The sequence below is a fragment of the Sandaracinaceae bacterium genome (genome assembly GCA_020633055.1).
In the GTDB taxonomy this organism is placed as follows: Bacteria; Myxococcota_A; Polyangia; order Polyangiales; family Houyiibacteriaceae; genus JADJJE01.
The window spans coordinates 254,485-278,334 of the sequence record JACKEJ010000008.1 but is presented as its reverse complement, the minus strand read 5'-3'; the positions used below and the strand labels follow the sequence as shown (position 1 = coordinate 278,334).

The window sequence follows — 23,850 nt, the reverse complement described above, 5'->3', positions numbered from 1 at the left end:
AGGAGGCCCCGGCGTGACCGCTGGGACCTTTTCGCGTGACGCGCTCGCGACACGCTCAGCAGCTGCAGCCGGGCATGACCGGCGCGCCGTCTTCGCACGGCGGGCAGGGCGGCGGGCCTTCGCTGCGCTCGACGGCGATCCACGCGCGAGCCCAGGCGGGGGCGGCGTCGGCCACGGGGCGCACCGGCGCGAACAGCGTGCGGGGGACGCGCTCGGGGGGCGTCACGCACACGGTCGCGCCGGACACGTCGACGCACCCGGGCCGGGTGTCGCGCGCGCCCGGGAGGTGGCGCAGGAAGGCCAGCGTGTCCTGCTCGCTCTCGCGCGTGGCCAGCACCACCAGGCTCACGGACGCCCCCTCGGGGCCGGCGCCTGCTTGTTCATGCGCCTGCTGGGTCCCGGGCGGCAGCTGCACCCCCAGCGCGACGGACACGTCTCGGCTCGGGTCCCGGTCACTCGCCGTCTCGTCTGCGCCTGACGGGTCGGTGGTGCGCGTGGCGGTAGTGGCCTCTCCTTCGTGCGTCCCCGAGGCGCAGCCGGGTGCCACCAGCAGCACCCACGAGAGCCAAGCGAGCACGACCTGACGCCGCGACGCGAAGAGGTGCGCCGGACGCGCTGGTGAGGGCATGGTGCTAGGCATCGCACACGGAGGAGATCGCCTGCAGCCCGGCCAGGGCCTCGCGGTGATCTGGGTCGAGGTGCAGCACGCGCTCGTACGCGTTGCGCGCGGCCGTCCACTGCGAGCGCGAGCGGAGCAGGCGTGCGCGGAGCAGGTGCGCGTCGGGGGCGCTCGGCGCGAGGCGACAGCCGACGATCGTCTCCGCCAGGGCGCGGTCGGCCTCGAGGGGGTCCTCGCGATGCACCGCGTAGCGGCAGTAGCCCAGGTACACCCAGTAGATGCCCTCGTCGGCAGCCAGGGTCCTGGCGCGCGCAAAAGCGCTGAACGCGGCCTCGAAGTCGCCGCTTGCGAGCGCAGCCTCCCCCTCACGGAATGCCTGCAGCGCCTCTGGACCCGCGCCGTCGGTGGACCCGGCGAGCGCGGGCGGGGGCATGGTGGGCCGGTCCTTCGGCAGGAGCGCGCCGGTGTCCACCTGCGGCATGGGCGCGTCTGCGAGCTTGATGGCGCCCCCGCACAGCAGCACGTACACGAACGCGGTCAGCGTCGAGCCGGCGATCGCGGAGCCGTGCAGCAGCGCGCGGACGGTGCACTGCCCGTCCAGCCGCTCCAGCAACGCCTGGCACTCGGGAGGCAGCGGCAGCCGTCGGAACGGCGCGACGCGGTAGGCCACGGGCTCGGCGTAGTGGTCGAGCGTGCGCGTGATCACCTCGGACACGACCGCCGGCGGGATGCGCTCGCGCACCCCACGCATGACCAGCTCGAGGAGCGGCGTGTCCAGCGTGACGGTCTCCTGCGGCGGGCGCATCTCCGTGAACTCGAAGGTCCCTGCGGTCCACCCGAAGATGTCCAGCAGCTTCGTGTCGATCTGCTCGCCGAGCGCTGCGCGCAGCTCGTGCGGTGTCAGGGCGTCCATGGAGAGCAGCACCGCGCCCTGCTGGCCGTCGCCCGCGCGCACACGTCGCAGCGACTCCTCGAGGACGTTCGCGTCGATGACGCCACGGCGATAGAGCAGCTGCCCCAGGCACTCGTCCACCAGGTTCGAGCGCACCGACAGCGGCACCCCGCGCTGGAAGAACACCACCTTCTTCGGCGAGTCGCCCGCCGTGGTGCTGCGCTTGTCCTTCGTGGCGTGCAGCGCGAGCGCGCCCGTGGCCCGCGCCTCGAACAGCTTCGCGAGGACGGCCACGAAGGGAACGTTCGCGAGGTCCCCGTGCAGCGCGCCGGGATGGCTCGGCAGGTTGCCCAGGTAGCGCTCGACGAAGTCTCCCTCGGTGCTGTCCCACAGCGTGTAGCGCCGCGTCACCTCTTGCTCACCCACCTCCGGTGACGGGGGCGGGAGCGAGTCCGGCCGCAGCTCCTGGCGCACCACGTTCTCGACGACGCGCAGCACACCCGCGTCCGACACGTCCCCCACGAGGCACGTCACGGCGCCGAGCCGCGCGGTCTCCCGCTGCAACACCAGCGCGTCCTCCGGGTCACCCAGCAGCACCATGTGCGTGCGCTCCCCCGACGGCGCCCAGCGCAGCGACTCCACCGTGGCGGAGCCGTCCCGGCCCGGGAGGCGCAGTGCCACGCACACGATGTCCATGGGTTGCTCCACGAACGCGTCGATGGCGGCCTCACCCGTCGGCACGCCCAGGCACTCATAGCCGGCCCGCTCCACGGCCGACACCAGGCGGCGCCGGACGACGTCGTCGGGGATCACCAAGAGTACGGAGCTCGCGACCATCAGGGACGAAGCTATCCGATTCTGCGGATGTGGCCCAGGGGGCCGCCGCGGCGTGCGCGGCACTGGGCATCCTTGATGTTGGAACCGTTGCTCAAGACCGCGCAGTGCGACCGCCGTCCGACTGCGCCAACAGGCTGTTGGCGACCTATCGCATTGGGCCAGCCCTCCGCGAAGGCACGCATCTACTCCCTACACCAGCGTGGACAGGAACACGTGCGCAGGCGCCAGCCGGATGCCCTCCGGGGTCTTCGCGTCACGGTCCCCTCGGAGCGCCACCTGCCAGGCGGGAACGCCGGGGAAGCGCTCGACGAGGTAGCGCAGGCCTCCATCGAGCGGCGCGCTCGTCAGCTTGCACTCGACGAACAGGATGGGCTTGCGGCGCTCCATGACGACGAAGTCCACCTCGCGCCCGTCCACGTCGCGGAAGTAGCGCAGCGTCAGCTCGCGGCCCTCCACGTCTTGCTCGCGGTGCACCCACTTGAGTAGGTGCGCGCCCACCAGGTTCTCGAAGCGCGCGGCCTCGTCCGGCACCGACGACCAATCCAGGTGATAGTGCTTCTGCGCCTTCTTCACCGCGCGCAGCTTGGGCGCGCCGAAGGGCGGCACACGGAACACCGCGTAGAGGCGCTCCAAGATGGAGACCCAGCGCTCGGCGGTCTTGAACGCGACCTGCAAGTCCTCCCGCAGCGCGTTGACGGAGAGCGGCGAGCCGACCAGCTCGGGCAGCCGCAGCGCGAGCAGCTCCAGCTTGTCGAGCTCCACCACGCGCTCCAGGTCACGCACGTCCTCGCGCACCAGGCGCGTGCGGTACTCGCGCGACCAACGCCGCGCGTGGCGCTCCGAGCCGGAGAAGAACGGCTCTGGGAACGGCCCCAGGCGGAACAGCTGCTCGACCGACTCCGCGCTCGCGACGCCCAGCTCGGCCACCGAGAGCGGATGCAAGCGCAGGTAGTGGTAGCGCCCCTGGAGCGAGTCGCCCCCATGACGGTACAGGTCGAGGCGGGCGCTGCCCGTGACCAGGATGCGCTGCGTCGGCTCCCGCTTGTCGTAGAGCCCCTTCAGGTACCCTCGCCACTGCCGGTACTTGTGCAGCTCGTCGAGGACCCACAGCTCCGACACGGGAAGCTCGCCGCGCATGATGCGCAGCCGGTCGTCGCTGGCGTCCCACGTCCGATAGCCCGGGCTCCCACCGAGGAGCGACTTGGCGAGGGTGGTCTTGCCCACCTGCCGCGCGCCACCGAGGAAGACCATCTTGCGCTCGAGGTCCTCGACGACGGTGGGCGTGAGGTAACGGTCGTGCACGTCACGGAGCGTGCCATCCGATTTGCCCAGAGGCAAAAATACTCGCGAGCATTTTTGCTTGTAGACAAGAATGCTCGCACCCGTTCGGTGAGCGAAGCACTCGCCGGCATGCCCGGTGGGATGCCATCGACGCCCTCACCCGGCCGACGCCGTCTCTACGGTGCGGCCGCCGCGCAAAACGCAGGCGTGATCTCGAAGTGCTGTCCGAGCATCCTCATCGTGGCTCCCAGGGTGCTTCCTGGGTCGATCGCCGGACATAGCAGCGCGAGCGCGCCGCGCTGATGGTGCGCGAGGGTCGTTGCGTCGAAGACGAACGCCGCCAGCGACAGACCCTGCATGTCAGAGACCTCGATGACTGCGACATGACGGGGCAATGTGTGATGTCGCTGCCAATGCCGCGCGTCGTCTGGTCGGTATGGGTTCCCGACCACGCTTCTCTGGACGTCGATCCCGGAGGCGAAGTAGCCGTCCATCACGATGGGCGGTGGGGCTTCCTCTCCTGCGAGTTCGAGCGTCTCTTGGACCCACCTGCTCAGCATCGCCATCAGCGCATAGAGCTGCTCGATGGGCATGCGTACCTTGTTCGGCTTTGGCACCAGCGCGCCGTCGACGCGCCAGACGTCGGGCGTCCACCAGTTGGTCTGTGGGCCAGTCGATCGGCCTCGAAGCAGGTTCAGGCCTGACGTTGACGGGTCCGCTTGAAACTCGAAGTGAGCGTGCGAGCCGAGGTTGTCGTCATGGACGTAGACGACCTCCGCTGCAGCACCTCGCACCCAGAGTTGTGAGGCGCCCACGTCCACCCGCGCGGGGACGGACTCTCGATACCCAGTCAACGTGACGGCGTGCCCGACTCCAGAACCCGAGGAGGCGGGCGCGCCGAGTAACAACACGACCGGGTGGCCCGAGCGAAGAAACGACGCAACCTGAGCCCGAAACAGCGGGGAGTTGTCCCCGGGCTTGAGTCGCTCCGCCGTGTAGCCGAGTGCGTCGATGGCGCGTGCCATGTCCCCGTCCGCCAGACCGTGAGACGCGGGGAACGGACTGCGTGCGGCGCGCGTGACGGCGGCAGGCGTGGGCGTCCGTTCACCGGACATGTGTGCAACGCGCTGGAACGCCGACCACAGCGCCGTACTGGCACAAACCGCCGCTCCGCCGTCCTGTTGCTGGTAGGCGAGCCCGTCGACGCGCAGCTCCATCCCAAGCAGATGGGCTCGATACGCTCGGACGACGGTGTAGAGCCGGTCCGGGTCGCCAGAATAGGTCCGGAGCACGGTTCGGCCCATCGGCCGCTTGGGTAGCGGTCGGCGAACGACGAAACCAAGGTATCTCGACTGCAGTTCGCGTTGGACGTGCACTCGGTCGGCCTCGCTGCTCGGCGCGCGGTCCAAGAGGCGCTCGAAGCCCTCGGGGTCGCTGGGGCTCGGCGAAGAAGTGGAAGCGGCTACAGTGGGGAGGCGGCGGTTCGAACGCCCGCGAGTAGAACTCGACGAAGTCGTCTAGGAAGTGCCGGTCGACGTACTTGGTCTCCACCACGACATGGGACGCTCCGAGGTGGTCGAGATAGTCCGCAAGGTACCGGGCACTCGTTGACGATCCGAACTCGTCGACAATGTACCCCGTCGAAAAACGCTCGATGATGACCGAAGGCGCCACGGTCGCGTTGCTACCGGTACCGAATCTTCGACTCGGGCTTCACGCGGCTCAGCATGTAGTCCTGAGCTTCTTGTCCCGCAGCCTCCGCGCGCTGAAGGGCGCGTGCCACCGCAGCAGGATCGATCGATCCGGTGAATTGATCCGATGCGAGCTTCGCAAGCTCGGTGGCGGGCTTCCCTGTCTTCGCCTCGGTCATGTTGGCTCTCCGACGCGAACCCTAGCGTCACCGGATCCGCTGTTCAAGGAATCCGGCTGCGCATCGCTTCCACCCGACTTCGAACACGGCGACCTCTCCGGCTTTGGGCCCATGGACGATGTCGTCGCGGACGACCCTCAAGAGCCCAGCAACACCCCGGCTCCAAGACTGATCTCGGCCCCGAAGCCCGCGTCCAGGGCGGCGGTCACGTCCAAGAACACGGGGCCTAGGATCATCGCGGCCCGCACGGACCCGCCGTAGCGCACGCGGTCCGAGCTCGGCTCGTCGATGCCCCACACGTGGTACCAGCCCTCGAACTCGGTCAGGAACGTCATGTAGGGGATGCCGCCGAGCGTGTTCTTGGTCCCGTAGAACCCGATGCCGAGGGCCACCGCGCCCGCTTGCGTGGTGTCTCGCTCGCCGCTGGCTCCCGTCGGGGCGCCTTCCACGAAGCCCAAGTGACGATACCCGGCGTACACGTAGCGCACGCCGTTCACGAAGTGCGCCGGGGTCTGCCACTGGCGCGTGGTGGTCGTGGTCGTGCAGCGCTCCCACATGCCGTCCACTTGGCAGTCCGTGCTGGAGCTGGAGCTGTAGTGGGCGCGCGCCGGCACGTACTCGTGCACATCGAAGAAGTAGCCCAGTCGGGCCGTGGCCGCGAAGGGGAAGTGCCTGCCCCTGGGCCCCAGGCCGTCGAAGCGCGCGCCCGTGTAGAAGCCCGTGCGCTCCCCCACGAACACGGACGTCGCCACGTGCCACGTGAGCGGGAACGCGTCGTGCCCGGGGACGTACACCTGCCCCACGAAGGGGTAGCGATATCCAACGTCGAAGAGCGCGTGGACGTTGGACTGAGCCTGCGCCTCGCTCGGCGCCCGCAGCGACACGAACCACGCCGCGCACACGCCTACCCAGAGGTACCGCGAGGCGCGTGCAGACGCTCCGAACCAGCATCGAAGAACCAACGACTCCATGAATCACCCCACGAACGAGCCTCCAGCATAGGGTACGGAGCCTTCGAGGAAAATGACCCCACAGTCGAAAATTACGCGTGGCTTGGATCTGAGTGCGCGGCTGGATTTCTAGCGCTGGATGTTTGCGACACGGTCAGGTCTTCTACCATCGACGCGAACGGAGGACGGCATGGCACGGATCGTCGGATACATCGCAGCGAGCCTGGACGGCTTCATCGCGGACCCCCAGGAGTCGCTGGACTGGCTCACCTCCGCCGAGGCGGACCTCGGCGAGCACCACTACGACCTCTTCATTCAGCGCATTCGCACGGTGGTCATGGGCCGCACCACGTACGACTGGATGGTCAAGTCCGGCATGCCGTGGCCCTACGCGGCGCAGCGCAGCATCGTCGTCACGTCGCGCCCGATCACGGACGCGCCCGCGGACATCCAGACCCGCACCGACGTGGACGCCCTCGTGACCGAGCTGCGCGCGCTGGGCGACGGCGACGTGTGGATGCTCGGCGGCGGCCAGCTGCAGATGGCGTTCCTCGAGCGCGGCGCCGTGGACGAGCTGGAGGTGTTCATCGCGTCGGCCATGCTCGGGGGTGGGTACCCGTTGTTCCCGCCCACGGGGTTCCGTGCGACGCCCACGCTGCTCTCCGCCAAGTCGCTCGGGCCCGGGATGGCACGGCTGCACTACCGTTGGGCAACATGAGCCCCGAACGTTGTGTGCACTGTGGCGACACGCTGTCGCTCGAGAACGACAGCTCACCCCTAGGCGATCACTGTGTGACGGGCCTCGTCCCCGACGGTCTGCGCGTGGTGTGGGCATATGAGCTGTGTGCGATTGTGGACGTCGTGGGGCGCGCTTGTCAGAGCGACGTTCGTTTCGTGCGGTGTGGCACCTGGCCCGGCTACGGGGACATGCCATTCGTACTGCTTCAGTTCGCAAGTCACGACGTGCTGCTGTTCCCGACGGGCGTGGCGTGCGCCCCTCGCTTCATACGTGCATTCGCGGCGGGCGAGAGCGGGATCTCGATCGACCCACGACTTGCTGCGGTATCCCGCAGAGTGCTGGTACCCGGGCAGGAGTCCCTTGGGGCGCGCTGGTGCCGATTGTGACGAGTGAGACGCTCTCCAGCGAAGGGAAGCGCGTCCGCTGACTGCCGTCCCCGAAGACGGAGGTCTTCATCGCGTCGGCCATGTTCGGCGGCGGCATCGAACCCGTCACCCAGCGTTCGCGGCAGTCCGCTGAACGCAGACTCCAACTCCGCGGCGGAGAGCTTCACACCGGCACTCGCGCCGCGCGACGGGCTTGTAGCTCGCGCCAGCGGTCGCTTGGACAGCCGGGTGGGTCTCGCTCGAGCGCTGCCAGGTACTCGTCGGCGTCGGCAGAGCGACGCGCGATGTCGACGAGCGCCAGGATGAACATCGACGCGGCCTCGTCGCAACGCTCGTTCAGAGTCAGCCGCTCCGCACGACGTCGCGCTTCGTCGAGGTCGGCCGACTCTTCGAATCGATACGGGAACGCACGCGGACTCATCGCGCCATCGTAGCCCGGACTGGCGGACGGCGAAAACGTCCAGAGGCGCTTCGCCGTACGCGACCGTGCTCCCGCGACGTCGCCAAGGGTTGCACGTTCCTTTGATTGTCCGCGCAATACGCCGTAGGTCAGCCTCGCCGAATCGGGCCAGCCCGTCGCTACTCCGTGGCCTGGACCCCCTCTGTCTCGGGAGTTCTGCCGGGCAGGATCGGTTGCTCGAACGAGCTCAACAACTGGACCCCCATCGCGTCCAGGACGCGGCTTGCGCGCTCGACCGTGACGCCGTGGTACTGGTTGCGCTCATCCCGTGAGACCTGCGACTCATGCACACCGAGCCGCGACGCGAGCTCCCGTTGGGTCAGCCCGCGCGCGACGCGCAGCGCGACGAGCATGTGCCCGAGCCCGTGGAGATTGAGCAGCTCGCCGACGTCCCCGCGCTGCAAGCGCCCGTAGCTCTCGATCTCTTCCTCGAGTTGGAGTTGAAACGACCGGAGCGGATCGAGTGCACGCTCGAGGTGTGCGGCTCCGAGGCCGGTCTCGATGAGATTGGCGCGATTCTCTGCGAGTCGCATCCGCGCTTCCTCGAGGCGCGCGACCGCTGCGCGGTATTCGGAGTCGCTACGAATCATTGCCGCCCTCCAGAGCCGTCGCTGTCCCACCCTGAGCGCCGGCTCCAGCGAAGGCCCGGGTTCGGGCGTGCTCGATGCTCTCGAGGAGCTTGCGTTCGAGCAGTTTACGAGGGGGCAGCTCGGTCAGATAGGATGCGACGCGCACCGAGCCGTCCGTGAGCTCGAGGAGCTCGATCTGTTCCTCGTTCTTGTCGGCGCAGAGGATCAGGCCCAACGGGGAATTCTCCCCCGGCTGGCGCTCATGTTTGTCGAGCCACCGCAGGTAGAGCTCCATCTGTCCCTTGTCGCGTGCGTCGAAACGGCCGAGCTTGAGCTCGATTGCGACCAGCGCCCGTAGGGGGCGGTGGAAGAAGAGGAGGTCGAGGTAGAAGTCGTCCGCGCCGATCGCCATCCGCTTCTGCCGCGCGATGAAGCTGAAGCCCTGGCCGAGCTCGAGCAAGAACGCTTCAAGCTCGCGGAGGATGGCCTGCTCCAGCTCGGCCTCGCTGAAGTCGGTGGGCAGTCCGAGGAAGTCGAGGACATAGGGGTCCCGAAAGACCAGGTCGGGAGTCATCCGGTCCTCGTCGCGGAGGGCGTCGAGGGTCTCCGCCACGACCGCAGCCGGGCGCTTCGCGATCGCGGTCCGCTCGAAGAGCATCCCATCCACCTTGTTCTTCAGCGTTCGGGTGCTCCAGCGCTCCACCCGGCAGAGCTCTGCATAGAACTGCCGCTTCGCGGGATCGTCGATCGCGATGAGCTCGCGGAAGTGAGTCCAGCTCAATTGTGACCGCAGTGCGGTCACAATCTCCAGATCCGGATAGACCTCGGCGAATCGCATCATCCGGTAGAGGCTCCGCGGCCCGAAGCCCCGCCCGAAGTCAGCCGTGAGGGCCCGCGCCACCTGAGCCACGACCTCGTCGCCATACGTGGCGGAGCCGTCTCCGTACACCTCCGCGCGGAGCCGAGCGCCCACCTCCCAGTAGAGCATCACCAGCTCGCTGTTCACCGTGATGGCCACACGCCCACGTGCGCCCTCGATGAGGGAACGGAGCTCCTCGACGAGAGCTACGGAGGGGGACACGAGAGAATCGGTCATGGGAGCGGGGCGAGACCGTGGGCGGTCATCATGTGCGATGGACTGCCTCGGCTTGACATCATTGTCAAGTTGTGTGCGCCCTGCCGTGCGCCCTCGGAACCCGCACCACGCCGCTCTGGATGCACCCCGGGGCGCCGGAAGACGTCCGCCACTCGTCAGGCCTACGACCACCGCCTCATGACCGGCTCGACTGACCGCGCCCAGCGCAGCGTGGTGGTGTACGACGAGCGCGGGCAGCCGGAAGCCTCCGGCCGGCAAATGGCCGTGCTGCCCCTCGCACGCCGCTTGCGCGCGTCTCTCCCACCCGACCTCGACAACGCGGGCCTCCTCGGTCCACGCACGCCGCCGCCTCAGCGCTTCGACGAGGAGCACACCTACATCGCACGTACTCAGTACGACTACCTCGGCCGCCCCGTGGCCATGGACTACCCGGATGACCCCGACTGGGAGGCGATGGGTGGCACCGGTGGCACCCCGCAGGTGTCCGGTACGCTGGGCTACAACCGCCTGGGTTTGCCCGCGGGCGTGCACCTGTCCGTGAGCGAGCCAGGCTCGCTCACGCCGCTCTACCAGGTGCCCATCGTCCGCAGCATCACCTACGACGCCAACCGCCTGCCGCGTCGGATAGACTATGGGGACGACGCCGTGATTGGGCCCCTGCACACCGAAATGAGCTACGACGAGCGCCTGCGCCCGGTGCGTTCGCGCACGATGCGCCGCGCGGACCCGAACGCCCCGGGCGAGCGCCCGCTCAACGCCGTGACCACGGTGCACGACTTCCGCTACACGTGGGACGCGGTCAGCAACCTGATCGAAGTCACGGACGCGCGCATCGCGAGCGAATGGCCCTCGTCGAAGAGGTCTCGCGACGTGCCCTTGCCTTTGCCCCGCGCAATCCGCTCCGCGAATGCTGGCGTCGCCCCGTGCACCAGCCCCGCCGCGAGGTCGAGGGGCACGACCGTCGGGCCGTTCCGAACGCCGACCTTCCGGAACGTCGGGCGCTCCACCTCGAGCGCACCCACGAAGCTCGCGTAGCTCTGCGAGCCCGTCTCGTGGAAGCGATAGCGCTCATCGCCGACGAGCACGTCTTCCGTCCCGTGCGACGCCACGATGGACATCAGCGCGGCGGTCAAATCACCGCGCACGACTTCGTTCGCCAACGTGAGCGCGACCTCCTCTCGTCTCGCGAAGTCACCGTCCTCGACTCGCTTGTCGACCTCGGCGCGAAACGCGTCCGCCAAGCGGCGGGGCACATGGGAGTTGGCGGCGGCGTCTGCGTCAGGCACGATCTTGGGCATGGGGTCCTCGGTTGGATGGGGTTGTGTGGTAACGCCAGCATCCGATCGGGGGCTCCCATGCTCAACCCCTTCGCTCAGGCGCTCGCCACGCCACCCTCACGCGCTCCGAGTGCGATCCAGACCCACACGTTCTATGTGTCCTCCGCCGGAGCGTCAGTTCTTGTTCACAATCAACATGAAGTGAGCTTCCGTGTGATCGCGGCTGATGGAACGACGCGCGTCGTTGGAAACGCACTAAGTTTTCCGATGGCGCAAGAAGAGATCGTGCAAGGCACCGGGCGTGCAAGGCAGCTGGTGCATACGGAAAATCGCGTAATGCGTACTGTCGAACTGCGCCCCGGTGAGACTATTGTCATTGATGGATTTCGAAACCCGTGCAACAACTGTCGTGGGGCCATGCATCGAATCACACGGACGACGCCTGGAGTTACAGTCAGTATACACGTGGTACGATGACAACGGCAACTTGCAGCGCTGGGCGAGTCGCGGTGGTCAACGGGTTCCGTGGGAGAGTCTGGTATGTCCTTGATGACCATAGATCAAGCACTGGATCTGACCGACAGGCTGTTTGCTCAGACCGTTGAGTGGGCCGGATACACCGACGCAGAGATCAAACAAGCCAGTGATGCTCTCGGGGTATCGCTTCCCTTGGAGCTGAGGCAACTCTATGCGCATCAAGGGCGCTGCGATGTTCACCGAGCGCATCTGAAGATTAGACATCCATCAAAGATCGAATTGGACGGCGCGTTCGCAGTCTTCTACGACGACCCTGCGAGCGGTGCTTCATGGGCGGTGAGCGTAGCGGATGATGCCCGGCCCTGTCCCGTGTACTGTCGCATCGATGGAGCAGGGTACGAGATCGAGTTCTCGAGTGTCGGAGAGTTCCTGTTGTTTGCATGCGTATGGCAAGCGTGCGAAGGAGCGATGCCGTTCTCCGCGACGGTCATCGACGGTGTTGGCCGAGAATGGGCGGAACATGAAGTCGCGAAAGTCGTTGCAAGTTGCGACGACCTTGGAATCGTGAAAGTTGTCGTCGGCGAGCCGGGTACGCTCTGGGTCGGGCGCGGAGTGTTCTTGCTGCACGAAAGCTTTGGTCGCTTTTCGACCGGCACCACTTTGTTGGGCGCGTTCGAACGGGTGCTGGCCGCACTTCCCGACGTTGTTTGGGACTTCGTCAGCACGCGCGATGGGTTCCCGTAGCCACCTTGAACCGTTCGCTCCGGACGCACGCAGATGCTTCGGTGCGACGAGCAAGACGCCCCCCGCCCGCGTGTGGTAAGCAGCGTGGGTGATCCCAGCCCCTGCCGGTACCGACGCTGTTCGGAGTGACCTTGCCAAGCTCGTGCGCGACGGGCGGGCCTCCTCTTCCGACCCTGACCGTGTGGCCTACGCCCGCGACCTCTGGCCGCGGCACCAGATAGCGACCCGCGCGGGCGTCGCCGCGGTGGCCCCGCCCGCCGTCGTGGTGTGGCCCAGCACCACGGAGGAGCTGGCCGCGGTCATCCAGTACGCGGCGGCGCGGCAGATCCCGGTGGTGCCCTATGGCGCAGGCAGCGGCGTGTGCGGGGGCGTGCTGCCCACCACGGACACGGTGCTCATCGACATGAAGCAGATGCGCGCGCTGCAGCACGTGGACCGCGAGCGGCTCATGTGTGATGCGCAGGCGGGGATGATCGGGCAGCACCTCGAGGACGACCTGAACGCGGCGGGGTTCACGCTGGGGCACTTCCCCAGCAGCATCTACTGCAGCACGCTGGGCGGGTGGATCGCGGGGCGCTCGGCCGGGCAGTGCTCGGGGCGCTACGGCAAGATCGAGGACATGGTGCTGGGCATGACCGTGGTGGACGGCACGGGCCGGGTGCTGCGGGCCGAGCGGGGCGGCGAGAACCACGCGCTCCTGCCGCTGTTCATCGGCAGCGAGGGCATCCTGGGCGTGGTCACCGACGCGCGCCTGCGCATCGCCCCCGCGCCCACGGCCAGCAGCCGGCGCTTCGCGAGCTACCTCATGCCCAACACCGAGATGGGCCTGGACGCCATCCGGCGCATCTACCAGGCGGGCCTGCGCCCGGCCGTGGCGCGCCTGTACGACCCGTTCGACTCCATGATCGCCCGCCGCGGCGGCCTGCGCACCGAGCACAAGGCCGCGCCCAAGCCCAAGCGCACGGAGGCCAAGCCGGGCCTGGGGCTGCGCGCCCTGGTGCAGGCCCTGCGCGCCCCCGGCGTGCTGAACGAGCTGATCGAGCGCGTGCCCGACAAGGCCATGGGCGGCGCCAAGCTGGTGCTCGTGTGGGAGTGCGACCCCATCATCGCAGACGCGGAGCTGCGCGCGGCCAAGGCCATCTGCGCCCGCTACGACGCGCAGGACACGGGCGAGGGCCCGGCCAAGCACTGGCTGTCCCACCGACACAGCGTCAGCTACCGGCAGTCGCCCATGTTCACGGCGGGCGCGTTCTTGGACACCATGGAGGTGGCCGCCACCTGGTCGCGCTTGCTACCCATGTACCACGCGGTGCGCGAGGCCCTCTCGCCCCACGTCTTCGTCATGGCGCACTTCAGCCACGCCTACCCGGACGGCGCGTCCATCTACTTCACCTTCGCGGGCTCGGCGCGCGACGACCAGGCCTGCGAGGTGGCCTACGACCGCGCCTGGAAGGCGGCGCTCAAGGCCGTGGTGGGCGCGGGCGGCACGCTCAGCCACCATCACGGCGTGGGGCGCAGCAAGGCCCCGGCCATGCGCAGCGAGCAGGGCAACGCCATTGACGTGGTGCGCGAGCTCAAGCGGCAGCTGGACCCGCGCGGCATCTTCAACCGCGGCGCGCTCATCCCCGACCTGGACGAGCACACCCCGATGGCCCCTGTCGCGGAGGCCGAGTGATGAGCAGCGAGACCCTGCGCAGCGACTTCCTCAAGGCCGTGCGGCGCGACCTGCCCGGCGCGCTCCAAGAGGCCGACGGCCGGGCCGTGATCCTGCCCGCCAACCGCGACCAGGTGGCTCTGGCCATGGCGCTGGCCTACCAGAACCGCCAGGCGCTGTCCGTGCCCGGGCAGGCCCCAGGAGCCGCGCGCGAGGGGGCCATCCCGCTCGACCTGAGCCGCATGGCCGACGTGATCAAGTTCGACGAGCCCAGCCGGATTGCCCACGTGCAGGCCGGCATGCGCGTGCACGCGCTCGAGGACGAGCTGCGCCGACGCGGGCTGTCGCTGGGGGCGCACTCCTCGGCGCGCGACTACGGCGTGGGCGAGTGGCTGGCCCTGGGCGCCCCGGGCGCGCGCGACAACGCGGACGACCCGGTGGAGCAGGTGGTGGCCGGCCTCGAGCTGGTGCTGCCCGACGGTCGCCCCGTGAACATCCGCCCGGCGCCGCGGCGCGCGGTGGGGCCCGACCTGGTCAGCGCGCTGATCGGCGCGCGCGGCCGGCTGGGGGTCATCGTGGGCGCGCACGTGGTGGCGCGCCTGCGGGTGGAGAGCACGCCGGTGGGCTACCTCTTCCCCACGCGCGAAGGGGCCGAGCAGGCGCTGGCCTGGATCCGCGGCAAGGGCGTGCGCCCCATCCGCGCCTATGTGGAGGACGCGCCCGAGGGCTCGGCCCTGCGCTTGAAGCTGGCCACCGGCGACGGCGTGGCCGAGGCCTTCCGCGAGGTGGCGCGCCAGACGGCCACCGGGCTGGGCGGTGTGCTGATCGACGCCAAGCTGGAGCTGCCCAAGGCGCGCGCGCCGCAGGGGGCGCCCGCGTCGGCGGTGGTGGCGGAGCTGGCGGCGCGGCTCGACCCGCGCGGGGTCCTGGGCTGAGCATGGGGGGGCGACGCGCGCTGCCCCGGCTGCTGGCGGTCCTGATCACGCTGTCTGCGAGTGCGCTCGCCCTGCTGGGCTGCGGCGACACCCGCCCCATCAACCGCGTGGGCACCAACGTCACGGACAAGAGCGCGTTCGAGGGCAGCTGGTACTTCTCGCGCACGGTGGTGGGCGTGGACTACGAGGGCGGGGGCCTCGGCACCTTCCCGGGCGACGCGGCCATCGACTACGTGGGCAGCGACCTGGCCGCGCTGCCACGCATCCGCTGGGTCATCGACGAAGACCTGCTGGTGGCCTACCGCGACTACGAGCTGCTGGAGGGGGGCAACCCCAGCACGGGCCCGGACGCCGAGGTGGACTTCGGGCAGCCCGTGGCGGCCTACGCCATCGAGAAGCACTTCGACATCCGGCGCGCCTACAACCCCAACACGGGCGAGCAGCTGAACGTCATCGAAGAGAACGACACGGACCGCCCCTGGAACGAGCGCCAGTACATGCGCGTGGACTGGTCCAAGAACCTGCTCAGCGGCTACTACGGGCAGAGCGCCAGCCTGTACGAGCTGCTGGGGCTGTTCGAACGGCAGCCCGCGGACCTGTTCGTGCAGGCCGGTAGCCGCTTCCCCGACGCGTTCCTGCCGCAGTACGCCGTGATGCCCTGCGACGGCAGCGCGGACGAGGATGACGACTGCACCGACGAGCACCGCCCGCACGCGGACGACTACGCAGAGGGGCAGCTCTACCACTTCTCGTTCGTGACGCAGGACCTCCTGGCCCCGGGCACGGTCGCGGACCCCTTCACCGGGCAGCCCGTGAACTGGTGCGCCTCGCCCTTCACGGACGCGCCCACCTGCACCACCACTGCGGTGTACGTGCGCAACGCGTTCCTGCGCGTGAGCGACACGCGCGAGTACGAGCCGCAGCAGTGGTCCGACGCGCGCTTCGAGCGGGCCGGCTACTTCCGGCTGGAGCGCCCCACGCTGGACCGCAGCACCGCGCCCGACGACCCGGCGCACTTCGGCACGGACTTCCGCAACTACAATGTGAACCGCCTGAACCTGTGGCGGCGCACGCGGGACGAGAGCGGCGCGCTCCTGCCCTACGCGCAGCGCGAGGTGCGGCGCGTGGTCTACCACACCACCCCGGAGCTCCCGGCGCACCTGGTGGAGCCCAGCTTCGAGCTGACGGGCCGCTGGAACGAGTCGTTCATGGGGCTGGTGCGCGAGCTGCGCGGGGAGCCGGCCGCGAACTACCCGGACGTGCCGTGTCAGGCGCTGGACCCGGACACGTACTGCTTCTGCATCTTGGACCCGGCCGACAACGGCGTGCTGAACCCCACCTGCCCGGGGCGCTACGACCCCTTCGAGACGCCGGCCGAGGCGAGCGCGCGTGGCGTGATGAACCCCTACGACTGCCACGTGGAGGTCCCGCCGCGGGCGCGCCCCAACCTGAACGACCCCGCGCTGAGCAACGCGGACTTCTTCGGCTGGTTCGGCGCGCGGCAGGTGGGCAGCGAGTGCGTGCTGGACCTGGTGGTGAACACCTGCAACGAGCGCAGCATCGCCGAGAACGGGGGCACCACGGACGGGCTGCGCTGCCAAGAGCGCGGCGACATGCGCTACAAGTTCCTGAGCTACGTGGACCAGCCCGGCACGCCGTTCCTGGGCATCGCCACGCTGCGCGGGGACCCGGTCACGGGCGAGCTGCTGGTGGGTGACGCCAACGTGGGCGGCCCGGCGCTCGACGCCTACCGCACGACGGCGCTGCAGACGGTGGACCTCGTGACGGGCAACATCACGGACCCGCGCTTCAGCTTCGGCGAGGACGTGCGCCAGCACCTCGAGAACCTCGGCAACGTGGAGCTGCCGGCGCGCCCGCGCGTGGACTTCAACGTGGCGGCCGCGGCGGGGCAGGCGCAGCCCTCGGACCTGGCCGCCGTGGACCAGGTGATGGCGCGCTTCATGGACCGCGCGCAGCGGCTGAGCGGGCCCGGCGGGCGCAGCAACACCTTCGTGGACCGCCGGGCCAGCCTGGTGGGCGGCGAGGTGGAGGCGCGGCTCACGCGCAACATGGAAGTGCTCATGATGAGCGGCGTGGACGTGCTGCCCGACGGCGTCACGCCCGAGAACCTGAGCGAGGAGCAGCTGGACCAGGTCTCGCCCCTGCGCACCTCGGCGCACGAGCAGCTGCGCAACTTCATGGCGTCCGAGAACCGCGCCTCCGGCAACAACGTGCTGCTGCCCAACAGCTACGTGGACACGTCCGTGACCGAGTTCGCGCTGCGCCACGTGGACTGGCCCCGGGCGCGGCTCGAGATCGCGGTCAACCGGCTGCTCTACTACCAGACCATGCTGCACGAGCTGGGGCACTGCCTGGGGCTGCGGCACGACTTTGGTGCCAGCGCGGACACGCACAACTACGACGACGCCTACTACCACATCGCCGACCGCGCCCCGCTGCCCACGCCCGAGGACTTCGACCTGGACGGCACGCTGGGGCTCAGCCCGAACGAGCAGCTGGCGTTCGAGAACGCGCTCGACCTGGTGCAGGCGCGGCGCGAGCTGGCGGGCATCGACCGCTTCATGGACTCGTCCGTGATGGAGTACACGGCGCAGTGGTACGAGCGCACGGACACCACCATCGGCCGCTACGACCACGCCGCGCTGGCGCTGGGCTACGGCGACCTGGTGGAGGTGCAGGACAACCGCGCCGGCCGCGCGCTGACGCAGCTGAACCCGGTGAACACGCCGCGTGCGTGGGCGCAGTGGTACGAGGGGGGCGAGCCCTGCGAGACCGACGCGGACTGCCCCTACGCGCTGAACGGGGAGTCTTCGGCGCTCTTGCGCGAGGCCAACCGCAACACGGGGGCCACCCAGCGCTGCGTCGCGCACCCGAACGGCGAGACCGCCTTCGGCCGCATCTGCAGCAACTTCGACGACGACCTGCGCGCCGCCACCGAGGCCGCCGGGCCCAACGCCGCGTTCGCGCCGGTGGACTACCGCTTCTGCTCCGACGAGCGCGTGGGCACGCTGGGCTGGTGCCACCGCTTCGACGAGGGCGACAGCTACCGCGCCGTGGTGCGCAACGTGGCCGAGCAGTACGAGCGCGAGTACATCTTCACGAACTTTCGGCGCTACCGCGCGAACTTCAGCGTGGGGGGCTACCTCTTCGACCGGCTGATCGGGCGGCACTTCACCATCACGCAGGACCTCTTCCAGAACCTGCTGTACCGCTACGCCAGCGACCCCGAGTTCCGCAACGAAGAGGGCGCGTTCGGCTTCTACGACCAGTTCATGGCCTCGGCCGACGCGCTCAACTTCTACGCGCGCGTGCTGGCGCAGCCCGACATCGGGTCGTACCGCTTCCAGGAGGCCACCACGGCCTACGAGCGCTTCAGCGCCAACCCCAACGCGGTGGGCGCCGACCTGCGCGTGGAGCTGGGCCTCGGGCGCTTCCTGAGCTCCAGCTACCAGCGCGGCCTGACCGGCATCTCGCGCCTCGAGCGCATCGGCAGCTTCTACGACAAGTGGTTCACGATGCAGATGCTCACGCAGCGCGGCTGGACGCAGAGCTACGCGCGTGACGTGCCCTTCTGGACCAACTGGCACGACCTCTTCCCGCTGGAGATGCAGCAGATCCTGCAGGCGCTCATCCAGGACCAGCCCGAGGCCCTGGCGCCGCGCCTGGCGTGCGCCAGCATCAACGGGACGCAGTGCACGGGCCCGCGACTGCTCTACATGGACCTCTACCGCGGCGACTGCGCGGACGCGTCCACCTGCCGGCCGGATCCGGTGAGCGAGACCTACGCGGGCCTCGCCTACGTGGACGGCGGCAGCTCCGTGACGCTGCAGTTCCTGGCGGCGGTGTTCGCGCTGACCGACCTGCCCGTGTTCTTCGACACCAGCTTCCAGAGCCAGATGTTCCTGTGCGTGGAAGGGCAGGGCGACTGCACCACGCCGAGCCCCACGGCCATCGAGGGCACGGACTACGTGCGCTACACCAGCGAGCGGCTGAACAAGTCGTTCCTGGCGTTCCAGGTGTCGCCCAGCACGCTGGTCATCAACCAGACCAGCATCGCGTTCGCCATGGTGGCCGAGGCGCGCGACGCGGCCATCCTGCTGAGCATCCTCGAGCACATCCGAGACGGCGTGACGCTCACCATCGCCGAGCAGCAGCTCCTCATGGACCTCGAGTACACGCCGCCCATGACGGTGGCGGGCGTGGCCGACGAGATCGACCGCTTCGAGGGGCGCTTGTCGGACCTCGAGTCTTTCTTCTTCCAGCTGATCCAGCTCGAGCGCGAGCTGGGCATCGGCAGCTACCTGGGGTTCTGAGCCGTGACGAAGACCACCGCCCAGCACAGAGCCCAGCGCACGATGCACCGTCCACCCAGCACGCTTCACGAGTCGCGCGTCACGGGGCCCGGTTCGCGGTTCACGGGTCGCGGGTCGCGCCCCTCGCTTGCGCTCGCGTGGCTCGTGACGTTGGTCGCGCTGCTGGTGCCGGCGTGCGGGCGTCCAGGCACGATCAACCGCGTGCAGCCCAACTTCGTGGACAAGGGGCTGTTCGAGGGCGAGTGGTGGATGACCCAGACCGCCATCGACGTGGGCGCCGACGTGCGCGGTGTGACGTGGTCGGGGGACATGGGCTTCGCGGACCTCGGCGTGGACGGCGGGCAGTCCATCTCGCTCGCGCGCATCCGCTGGGTGATCGACGAGGACACGCTGTTCGCGTTCCGCGCCTACGAGCTGGTGGACGGCAGCAACACGGGCGGCAGCGACCCGGACTACCGCGGGCAGCCCATCGCGGCCTACCGCATCGAGTCGCACTTCGACATCCGCCGCGAGTACAACCCAGTCACGGGCGAGACGCTCAACGTGTTGGTGGAGAACAGTGACGACCAGCGCTGGTACGACCAGCCGTACATGCGCGTGGACTGGTCGCGCAACCTGGTGCGCTCCTTCTACTTCGCGAGCGAGCAGGCCATCTTCGGCGCGTACACGCCGGAGGACTCGGGCATCGACGTGCAGGACGGCACGGCCGGGCTGCCGCGCAGCTACGCGGCGCAGTTCGTGACGGTGGGCGAGGACGCGGGCTACCGCTTCGCGGACGAGTGGCCCGAGGGCAACGAAGACACGGTCCACTACTTCAGCTTCGTCACGCTGATGAACCTGACCCCCGGCGCGGCCTGCCTGAACAGCACGGGGACCGCGTGTGGCGTGCTGCGCGTGCCGTACCGTACCGCGTTCCTGCGCGTGCCCCCCGAGCACGAGTACGCGAGCGCGGCCCAGGCGCACCCGGAGTTCGACCGCTTCGGTACGTTCCGGCTGATGCAGCGCACCTACGCGCGCGGCGGGCTCCCGCGCGAGACCCTGGGCGACTTCTGCGCGGCCGACGCGGACTGCGGCGCGGGGGGCTTCTGCGACCTCGAGCAGCAGGTGTGCGCGGGTGGCCTCACCCCGGCCTACGGCGAGACCGACTTCCTCACGTTCTACCGGCCGCGGCACAACCTGTTCCGCGACCCGCTGACCGACCAAGCGTGCGTGTCCGACTGGCAGTGCGACGGACGCTACCCGAGCGCCCCCGGCGTGCCCGGCAGCGTGTGCGACCGCGCGGCCCAGCGCTGCTCGCGCCCCGACTTCGAGCGCGAGACGCGGCGCGTGACCTACCACCTGAACGCGGGCTTCCCGAAGCACCTGGTGGGCGCCGCCTTCGACGTGGTGGGCAACTGGAACGAGGCCATGATGCGCGGGCGGCGCGCGTCCATCGGCGCGGAGCTGCCCGACTACGCGGCGGCGACCGAGACGTGTCAGACCACGGACCCCACGCGCTACTGCTTCTGCGGCTCGGCCGAGGAGCGCGACGGGACCTGCCCTGGCCGCTACGACCCGCGCGTCACGCCCGACGCGTACACGGCGCGCGGCGTGCAGAACCCCTACCGCTGCCACGTCGAGAACCCCGAGTGGACCGAGCCCGCGTCGCCCACCAGTTACGACGAGTACCCGCTGCCCGAGGCCTACCGCTACCGCTTCGTGGGCGACGAGTGCCTGCTGGTGCTCGAGACCAACGGCTGCGACTGGGAGCGCCGCGACACCACCGTGGCCTGCGAGGACGTGACCGACGCGGACGGCGAGCCCGTGGCCTGGCAGATGCTGGGCGACCTGCGTTACCAGTTCTTCAACTACGTGAACCAGGTGAACACGCCCTTCGGCGGCGTGGCCGCGCCCCTGGCCGACCCCACCAGCGGCGAGCTCATCGCCGCCAACGCGAGCTTCTCGGCGGCGGGCGTGGAGTCCGCGGCGACCAGCGCCATCGAGCTGTTCCCGGCGCTGCGCTGCGCGGGCACGCAAGGCTGCGAGCCCGGCGAGGAGGGGGCCGAGGAGCGCTACCTGACGGGCGAGAACCTGCGCGGCTACTTCGCGCGCCTGGGCCGCATCATGCACCCCGTGAGCGTGGCCAGCTCGGCCGGCGATGGGTTCTCGGTGGACGACCCGTCTCGACCCGCGCTCTCGTGGCCGGGCCTGCCGGTGGACGCGCTGGGCGCGGTGCAGGGGGCGATGGCGGACGTAGCGCAGCGGGCCGAGCGCCTGCGTGGCGTGGACGGTCGCACCCAGGTGCGCAGCGACCGGCTGCGCTCGCTGGCGGGCACGCGCTTCGAGAACGGCGTGATGGGCGCCCTCGGGAGCGGCGGTGTGGACGCGCTGCAGCGCGCCTTCGACCTGGGCACGCTCTCGGCCACGGGCACCACGGGTCCGACGGACGCAGACCAGCTCGACGCGCTGGACCCAGACGTGCTGGACGCCATCAGCCCCTTCCGCGGCAACCGCCCGGACGTGTTCGCGCCGGATGAAGCCCGTCAGCGCGAGCTCGAGCGGCACCACCTGTGCCCGGTGAACGCGGCGCTGCTGCGCTCGCGCTACTGGGAGTACTGGGCCGAGGCCTTCCGCGGGCGCCCCATCGCCGAGGCGTCCATCCGCATGCAGCAGCTGTACACGCGCATGGTGCAGCACCACGAGCTGGGGCATAGCCTCGGCCTGCGCCACAACTTCGGCGCCAGCTTCGACCGCGACCACTACGGCGACGGCTGGTTCCGCGTGGCCTTCGGCGACGACACGACCAGCGGCGACGAGCTGCTGCTGCCGCGCTACGAGGACTTCGACGCGCCCAGCAACGGCGGCGACGGCGACGGCTTCGTGGGTCCGGGCGAGGTGGAGGCCTACCTGGCCGAGCTGCGCCGGGTGCGGAACGAGCGCGCGGCCCGCGGCGCGCACAACCACAGCACCAGCTCCACCATGGACTACAACGGCGACACCGGCGACGCGCAGGGGCTCGGCCGCTACGACGTGGCCGCCGCCGTGTGGAACTACTTCGACATGGTGGAGGGCTTCGTCGGGGACGCGGCCGTCACGTCCAGCGACTCGGCCAACGGCCTGCGCCGCAGCGACATCACGCCGCGCACGTGGTTCCAGAGCTACGCGGGCGGCGACACGTGCCGCGTGGACCGCGACTGCCCCGCCTCCGCCGAGGGTGGCGCGCTCGGGGACCAGCCCATCACGCAGCGCTGCGTGCGCAACACGCGCGAGGTCCCGCTGCAGCTCCCGTGTGGGGGCGCGACGGCCTGCGTGTGCTCCAGCTTCGACGCGGACTTCCAGGACTACGTGGACGGCGCCGCCTACGAGTCCGACCTCGACAGCGACGGCGAGATCGACTTCACGCCCGTGACATACCTCTTCTGCCCGGACGAGCGCACCAACGACATCAGCTGGTGCACGCGCTTCGACGCCGGTGAGTCCTTCCAGGAGGCCATCGACCACTCCCGGCGCAGCTGGCTCGAGAGCTACGGCCCCACCTACTACCGCCGCTTCCGCACGGGCGGCGCGCGCGCGGGCGGGGCCACGGGCGCCATCATCGACGCGGCCAAGATCTACCAGCACCTGTTCTTCCGCCTGAACTTCGAGCCGGGCTTCTCGAGCAACCGCGGACCGCTCGGGCTGCAGGACCAGTTCTACGCCTCGGTGGACGCCATGAACTGGTTCACGGAGCTGGTGAACCTGCCCGACGTGGGCAGCTACGCGCTCGACACGGACACGCAGACCTACGCGCGCATCAGCGCCGAGCCCGACGCGCCCGGGGCCGACTTCAGCCTGCTGCCGGGCCAGGGCTTCGGCGTGTACTCGCAGTACCAGGACGGCTACTTCGGCTTCTTCCGCGTGGAGCGCGCGGGCGTGCTGGTGGACAAGTTCGTCGCGCTGCAGGCGCTGGCGCTGCGCGACTGGGGGCTCAGCTTCGACCCGGACGAGCGCTACTTCATCAACTTCTTCGACCTCTTCCCGGTGGAGATGACCGAACTCTTCGGCGGCTTGGTGATCGACGACCCGCGCTGGTTCGCGCCGCGAGTGAGCTTCAGTGGGGGCGAGCCCGTGGTGGAGAACATGAGCTGGTACCGCGGCACCGTGCTCGGCGACTGCAGCCCCCCGGGCGGTGACGCCTTGCCCTGCCGCGCCAGCCAGGAGCTGACGTACCCCACGCCGCCGCTCGAGGGCACCAGCAACCCGCTCCTGCGCAGCTGGGCCACCATCTTGGCGCTGGCGCAGTTCCCCGTGTTCTTCGACACCACCTTCGAGCAGCGCCTGCAGATCTTCCGCGTGGGCAGCGGCGCCGGCTTCACCATCCCGGACGTGCAGCAGGACGACAGCACCACCTGCGCGCTGGGCGCCGCGGTGCCCGGCTCGGCGCACCTGGTGGTGGACGCGGGCGTGCCGGACGGCTGCGACACCCCCGACGACGCGGACTACGTCATCTTCGACTCGCGCCGCCTGCGCGTGCGCTACGTGGCCGTGAAGATCCGCCCGCGCACGGCCTACAATCTGGAAGAAGAGCAGCTGGGCTTCCAGCTGCTGCGCCGCGCGATCGAAGCGCAGGAGCGTGTGGTAGCGTTGGAGCTCATGGGCCCCAGCGCCGAACTCACGGAGGCGCGTCAGGCGCTCGAGGCAGAGGAGAGCTTCCTCGAGTACCTGATCGATCTCCAGGGCCGCTACGGCATCAGCAACACCTTCTTCTGACG

At 69.5% G+C, this 23,850-nt stretch carries 17 protein-coding genes; 8 read left to right on the top strand and 9 right to left on the bottom strand.

Annotation, left to right across the window (positions count from 1 at the left end):
* Positions 1-55: 55 nt before the first annotated feature.
* From H6726_18015 to H6726_17990, 6 genes are all read right to left on the bottom strand, one after another.
* On the bottom strand, positions 56-628 hold the full coding sequence (locus tag H6726_18015; protein ID MCB9659547.1) for a hypothetical protein: 573 nt from the start codon (positions 626-628) through the stop codon (positions 56-58).
* A gap of 4 nt (positions 629-632) precedes the next feature.
* On the bottom strand, positions 633-2,348 hold the full coding sequence (locus H6726_18010; protein MCB9659546.1) for a response regulator: 1,716 nt from the start codon (positions 2,346-2,348) through the stop codon (positions 633-635).
* Between the two features lie 189 nt (positions 2,349-2,537).
* Positions 2,538-3,599 carry an ATP-binding protein gene (locus tag H6726_18005; protein MCB9659545.1) on the bottom strand — a complete coding sequence of 354 codons (1,062 nt, stop codon included), beginning with the start codon at positions 3,597-3,599 and terminating at the stop codon, positions 2,538-2,540.
* A 206-nt stretch (positions 3,600-3,805) separates the two neighbouring features.
* The gene (locus tag H6726_18000) at positions 3,806-4,933 is read right to left on the bottom strand and encodes a hypothetical protein (protein MCB9659544.1); all 1,128 of its coding nucleotides are present in this window, start codon (positions 4,931-4,933) and stop codon (positions 3,806-3,808) included.
* Positions 4,934-5,313: 380 nt separating this feature from the next.
* Entirely contained in the window at positions 5,314-5,499 is a 186-nt protein-coding gene (locus tag H6726_17995) for a hypothetical protein (GenBank protein ID MCB9659543.1), read from the bottom strand.
* A 137-nt stretch (positions 5,500-5,636) separates the two neighbouring features.
* On the bottom strand, positions 5,637-6,470 hold the full coding sequence (locus H6726_17990; GenBank protein ID MCB9659542.1) for a hypothetical protein: 834 nt from the start codon (positions 6,468-6,470) through the stop codon (positions 5,637-5,639).
* 169 nt (positions 6,471-6,639) lie between these two features.
* On the opposite strand from H6726_17990, the gene H6726_17985 reads away from it, so the two are divergent.
* A complete protein-coding gene (locus H6726_17985; protein ID MCB9659541.1) occupies positions 6,640-7,167 on the top strand; it encodes a dihydrofolate reductase in 528 nt (175 codons plus the stop codon).
* Positions 7,168-7,737: 570 nt separating this feature from the next.
* Here H6726_17985 and H6726_17980 read toward each other — a convergent pair.
* From H6726_17980 to H6726_17970, 3 genes are all read right to left on the bottom strand, one after another.
* Positions 7,738-7,995: a hypothetical protein gene (locus H6726_17980; GenBank protein ID MCB9659540.1), complete on the bottom strand. Its 258-nt coding sequence runs from the start codon at positions 7,993-7,995 to the stop codon at positions 7,738-7,740.
* Positions 7,996-8,153: 158 nt separating this feature from the next.
* The gene (locus H6726_17975; GenBank protein ID MCB9659539.1) at positions 8,154-8,567 is read right to left on the bottom strand and encodes a helix-turn-helix transcriptional regulator; all 414 of its coding nucleotides are present in this window, start codon (positions 8,565-8,567) and stop codon (positions 8,154-8,156) included.
* 46 nt (positions 8,568-8,613) lie between these two features.
* Entirely contained in the window at positions 8,614-9,699 is a 1,086-nt protein-coding gene (locus H6726_17970; protein MCB9659538.1) for a DUF1016 domain-containing protein, read from the bottom strand.
* Between the two features lie 177 nt (positions 9,700-9,876).
* Here H6726_17970 and H6726_17965 point away from each other — a divergent pair, with 177 nt between their 5' ends.
* From H6726_17965 to H6726_17935, 7 genes are all read left to right on the top strand, one after another.
* On the top strand, positions 9,877-10,734 hold the full coding sequence (locus tag H6726_17965; protein ID MCB9659537.1) for a hypothetical protein: 858 nt from the start codon (positions 9,877-9,879) through the stop codon (positions 10,732-10,734).
* Between the two features lie 17 nt (positions 10,735-10,751).
* Entirely contained in the window at positions 10,752-11,453 is a 702-nt protein-coding gene (locus H6726_17960) for a hypothetical protein (GenBank protein ID MCB9659536.1), read from the top strand.
* A 63-nt stretch (positions 11,454-11,516) separates the two neighbouring features.
* Entirely contained in the window at positions 11,517-12,197 is a 681-nt protein-coding gene (locus H6726_17955) for an SMI1/KNR4 family protein (GenBank protein MCB9659535.1), read from the top strand.
* 181 nt (positions 12,198-12,378) lie between these two features.
* On the top strand, positions 12,379-13,872 hold the full coding sequence (locus tag H6726_17950) for an FAD-binding oxidoreductase (GenBank protein ID MCB9659534.1): 1,494 nt from the start codon (positions 12,379-12,381) through the stop codon (positions 13,870-13,872).
* A complete protein-coding gene (locus tag H6726_17945) occupies positions 13,872-14,786 on the top strand; it encodes an FAD-binding oxidoreductase (GenBank protein ID MCB9659533.1) in 915 nt (304 codons plus the stop codon). The genes H6726_17950 and H6726_17945 overlap by 1 nt, the downstream gene beginning before the upstream one ends.
* 2 nt (positions 14,787-14,788) lie before the next feature.
* A complete protein-coding gene (locus tag H6726_17940) occupies positions 14,789-19,120 on the top strand; it encodes a hypothetical protein (GenBank protein MCB9659532.1) in 4,332 nt (1,443 codons plus the stop codon).
* 3 nt (positions 19,121-19,123) lie between these two features.
* Entirely contained in the window at positions 19,124-23,848 is a 4,725-nt protein-coding gene (locus H6726_17935; protein MCB9659531.1) for a zinc-dependent metalloprotease, read from the top strand.
* Positions 23,849-23,850: the final 2 nt, after the last annotated feature.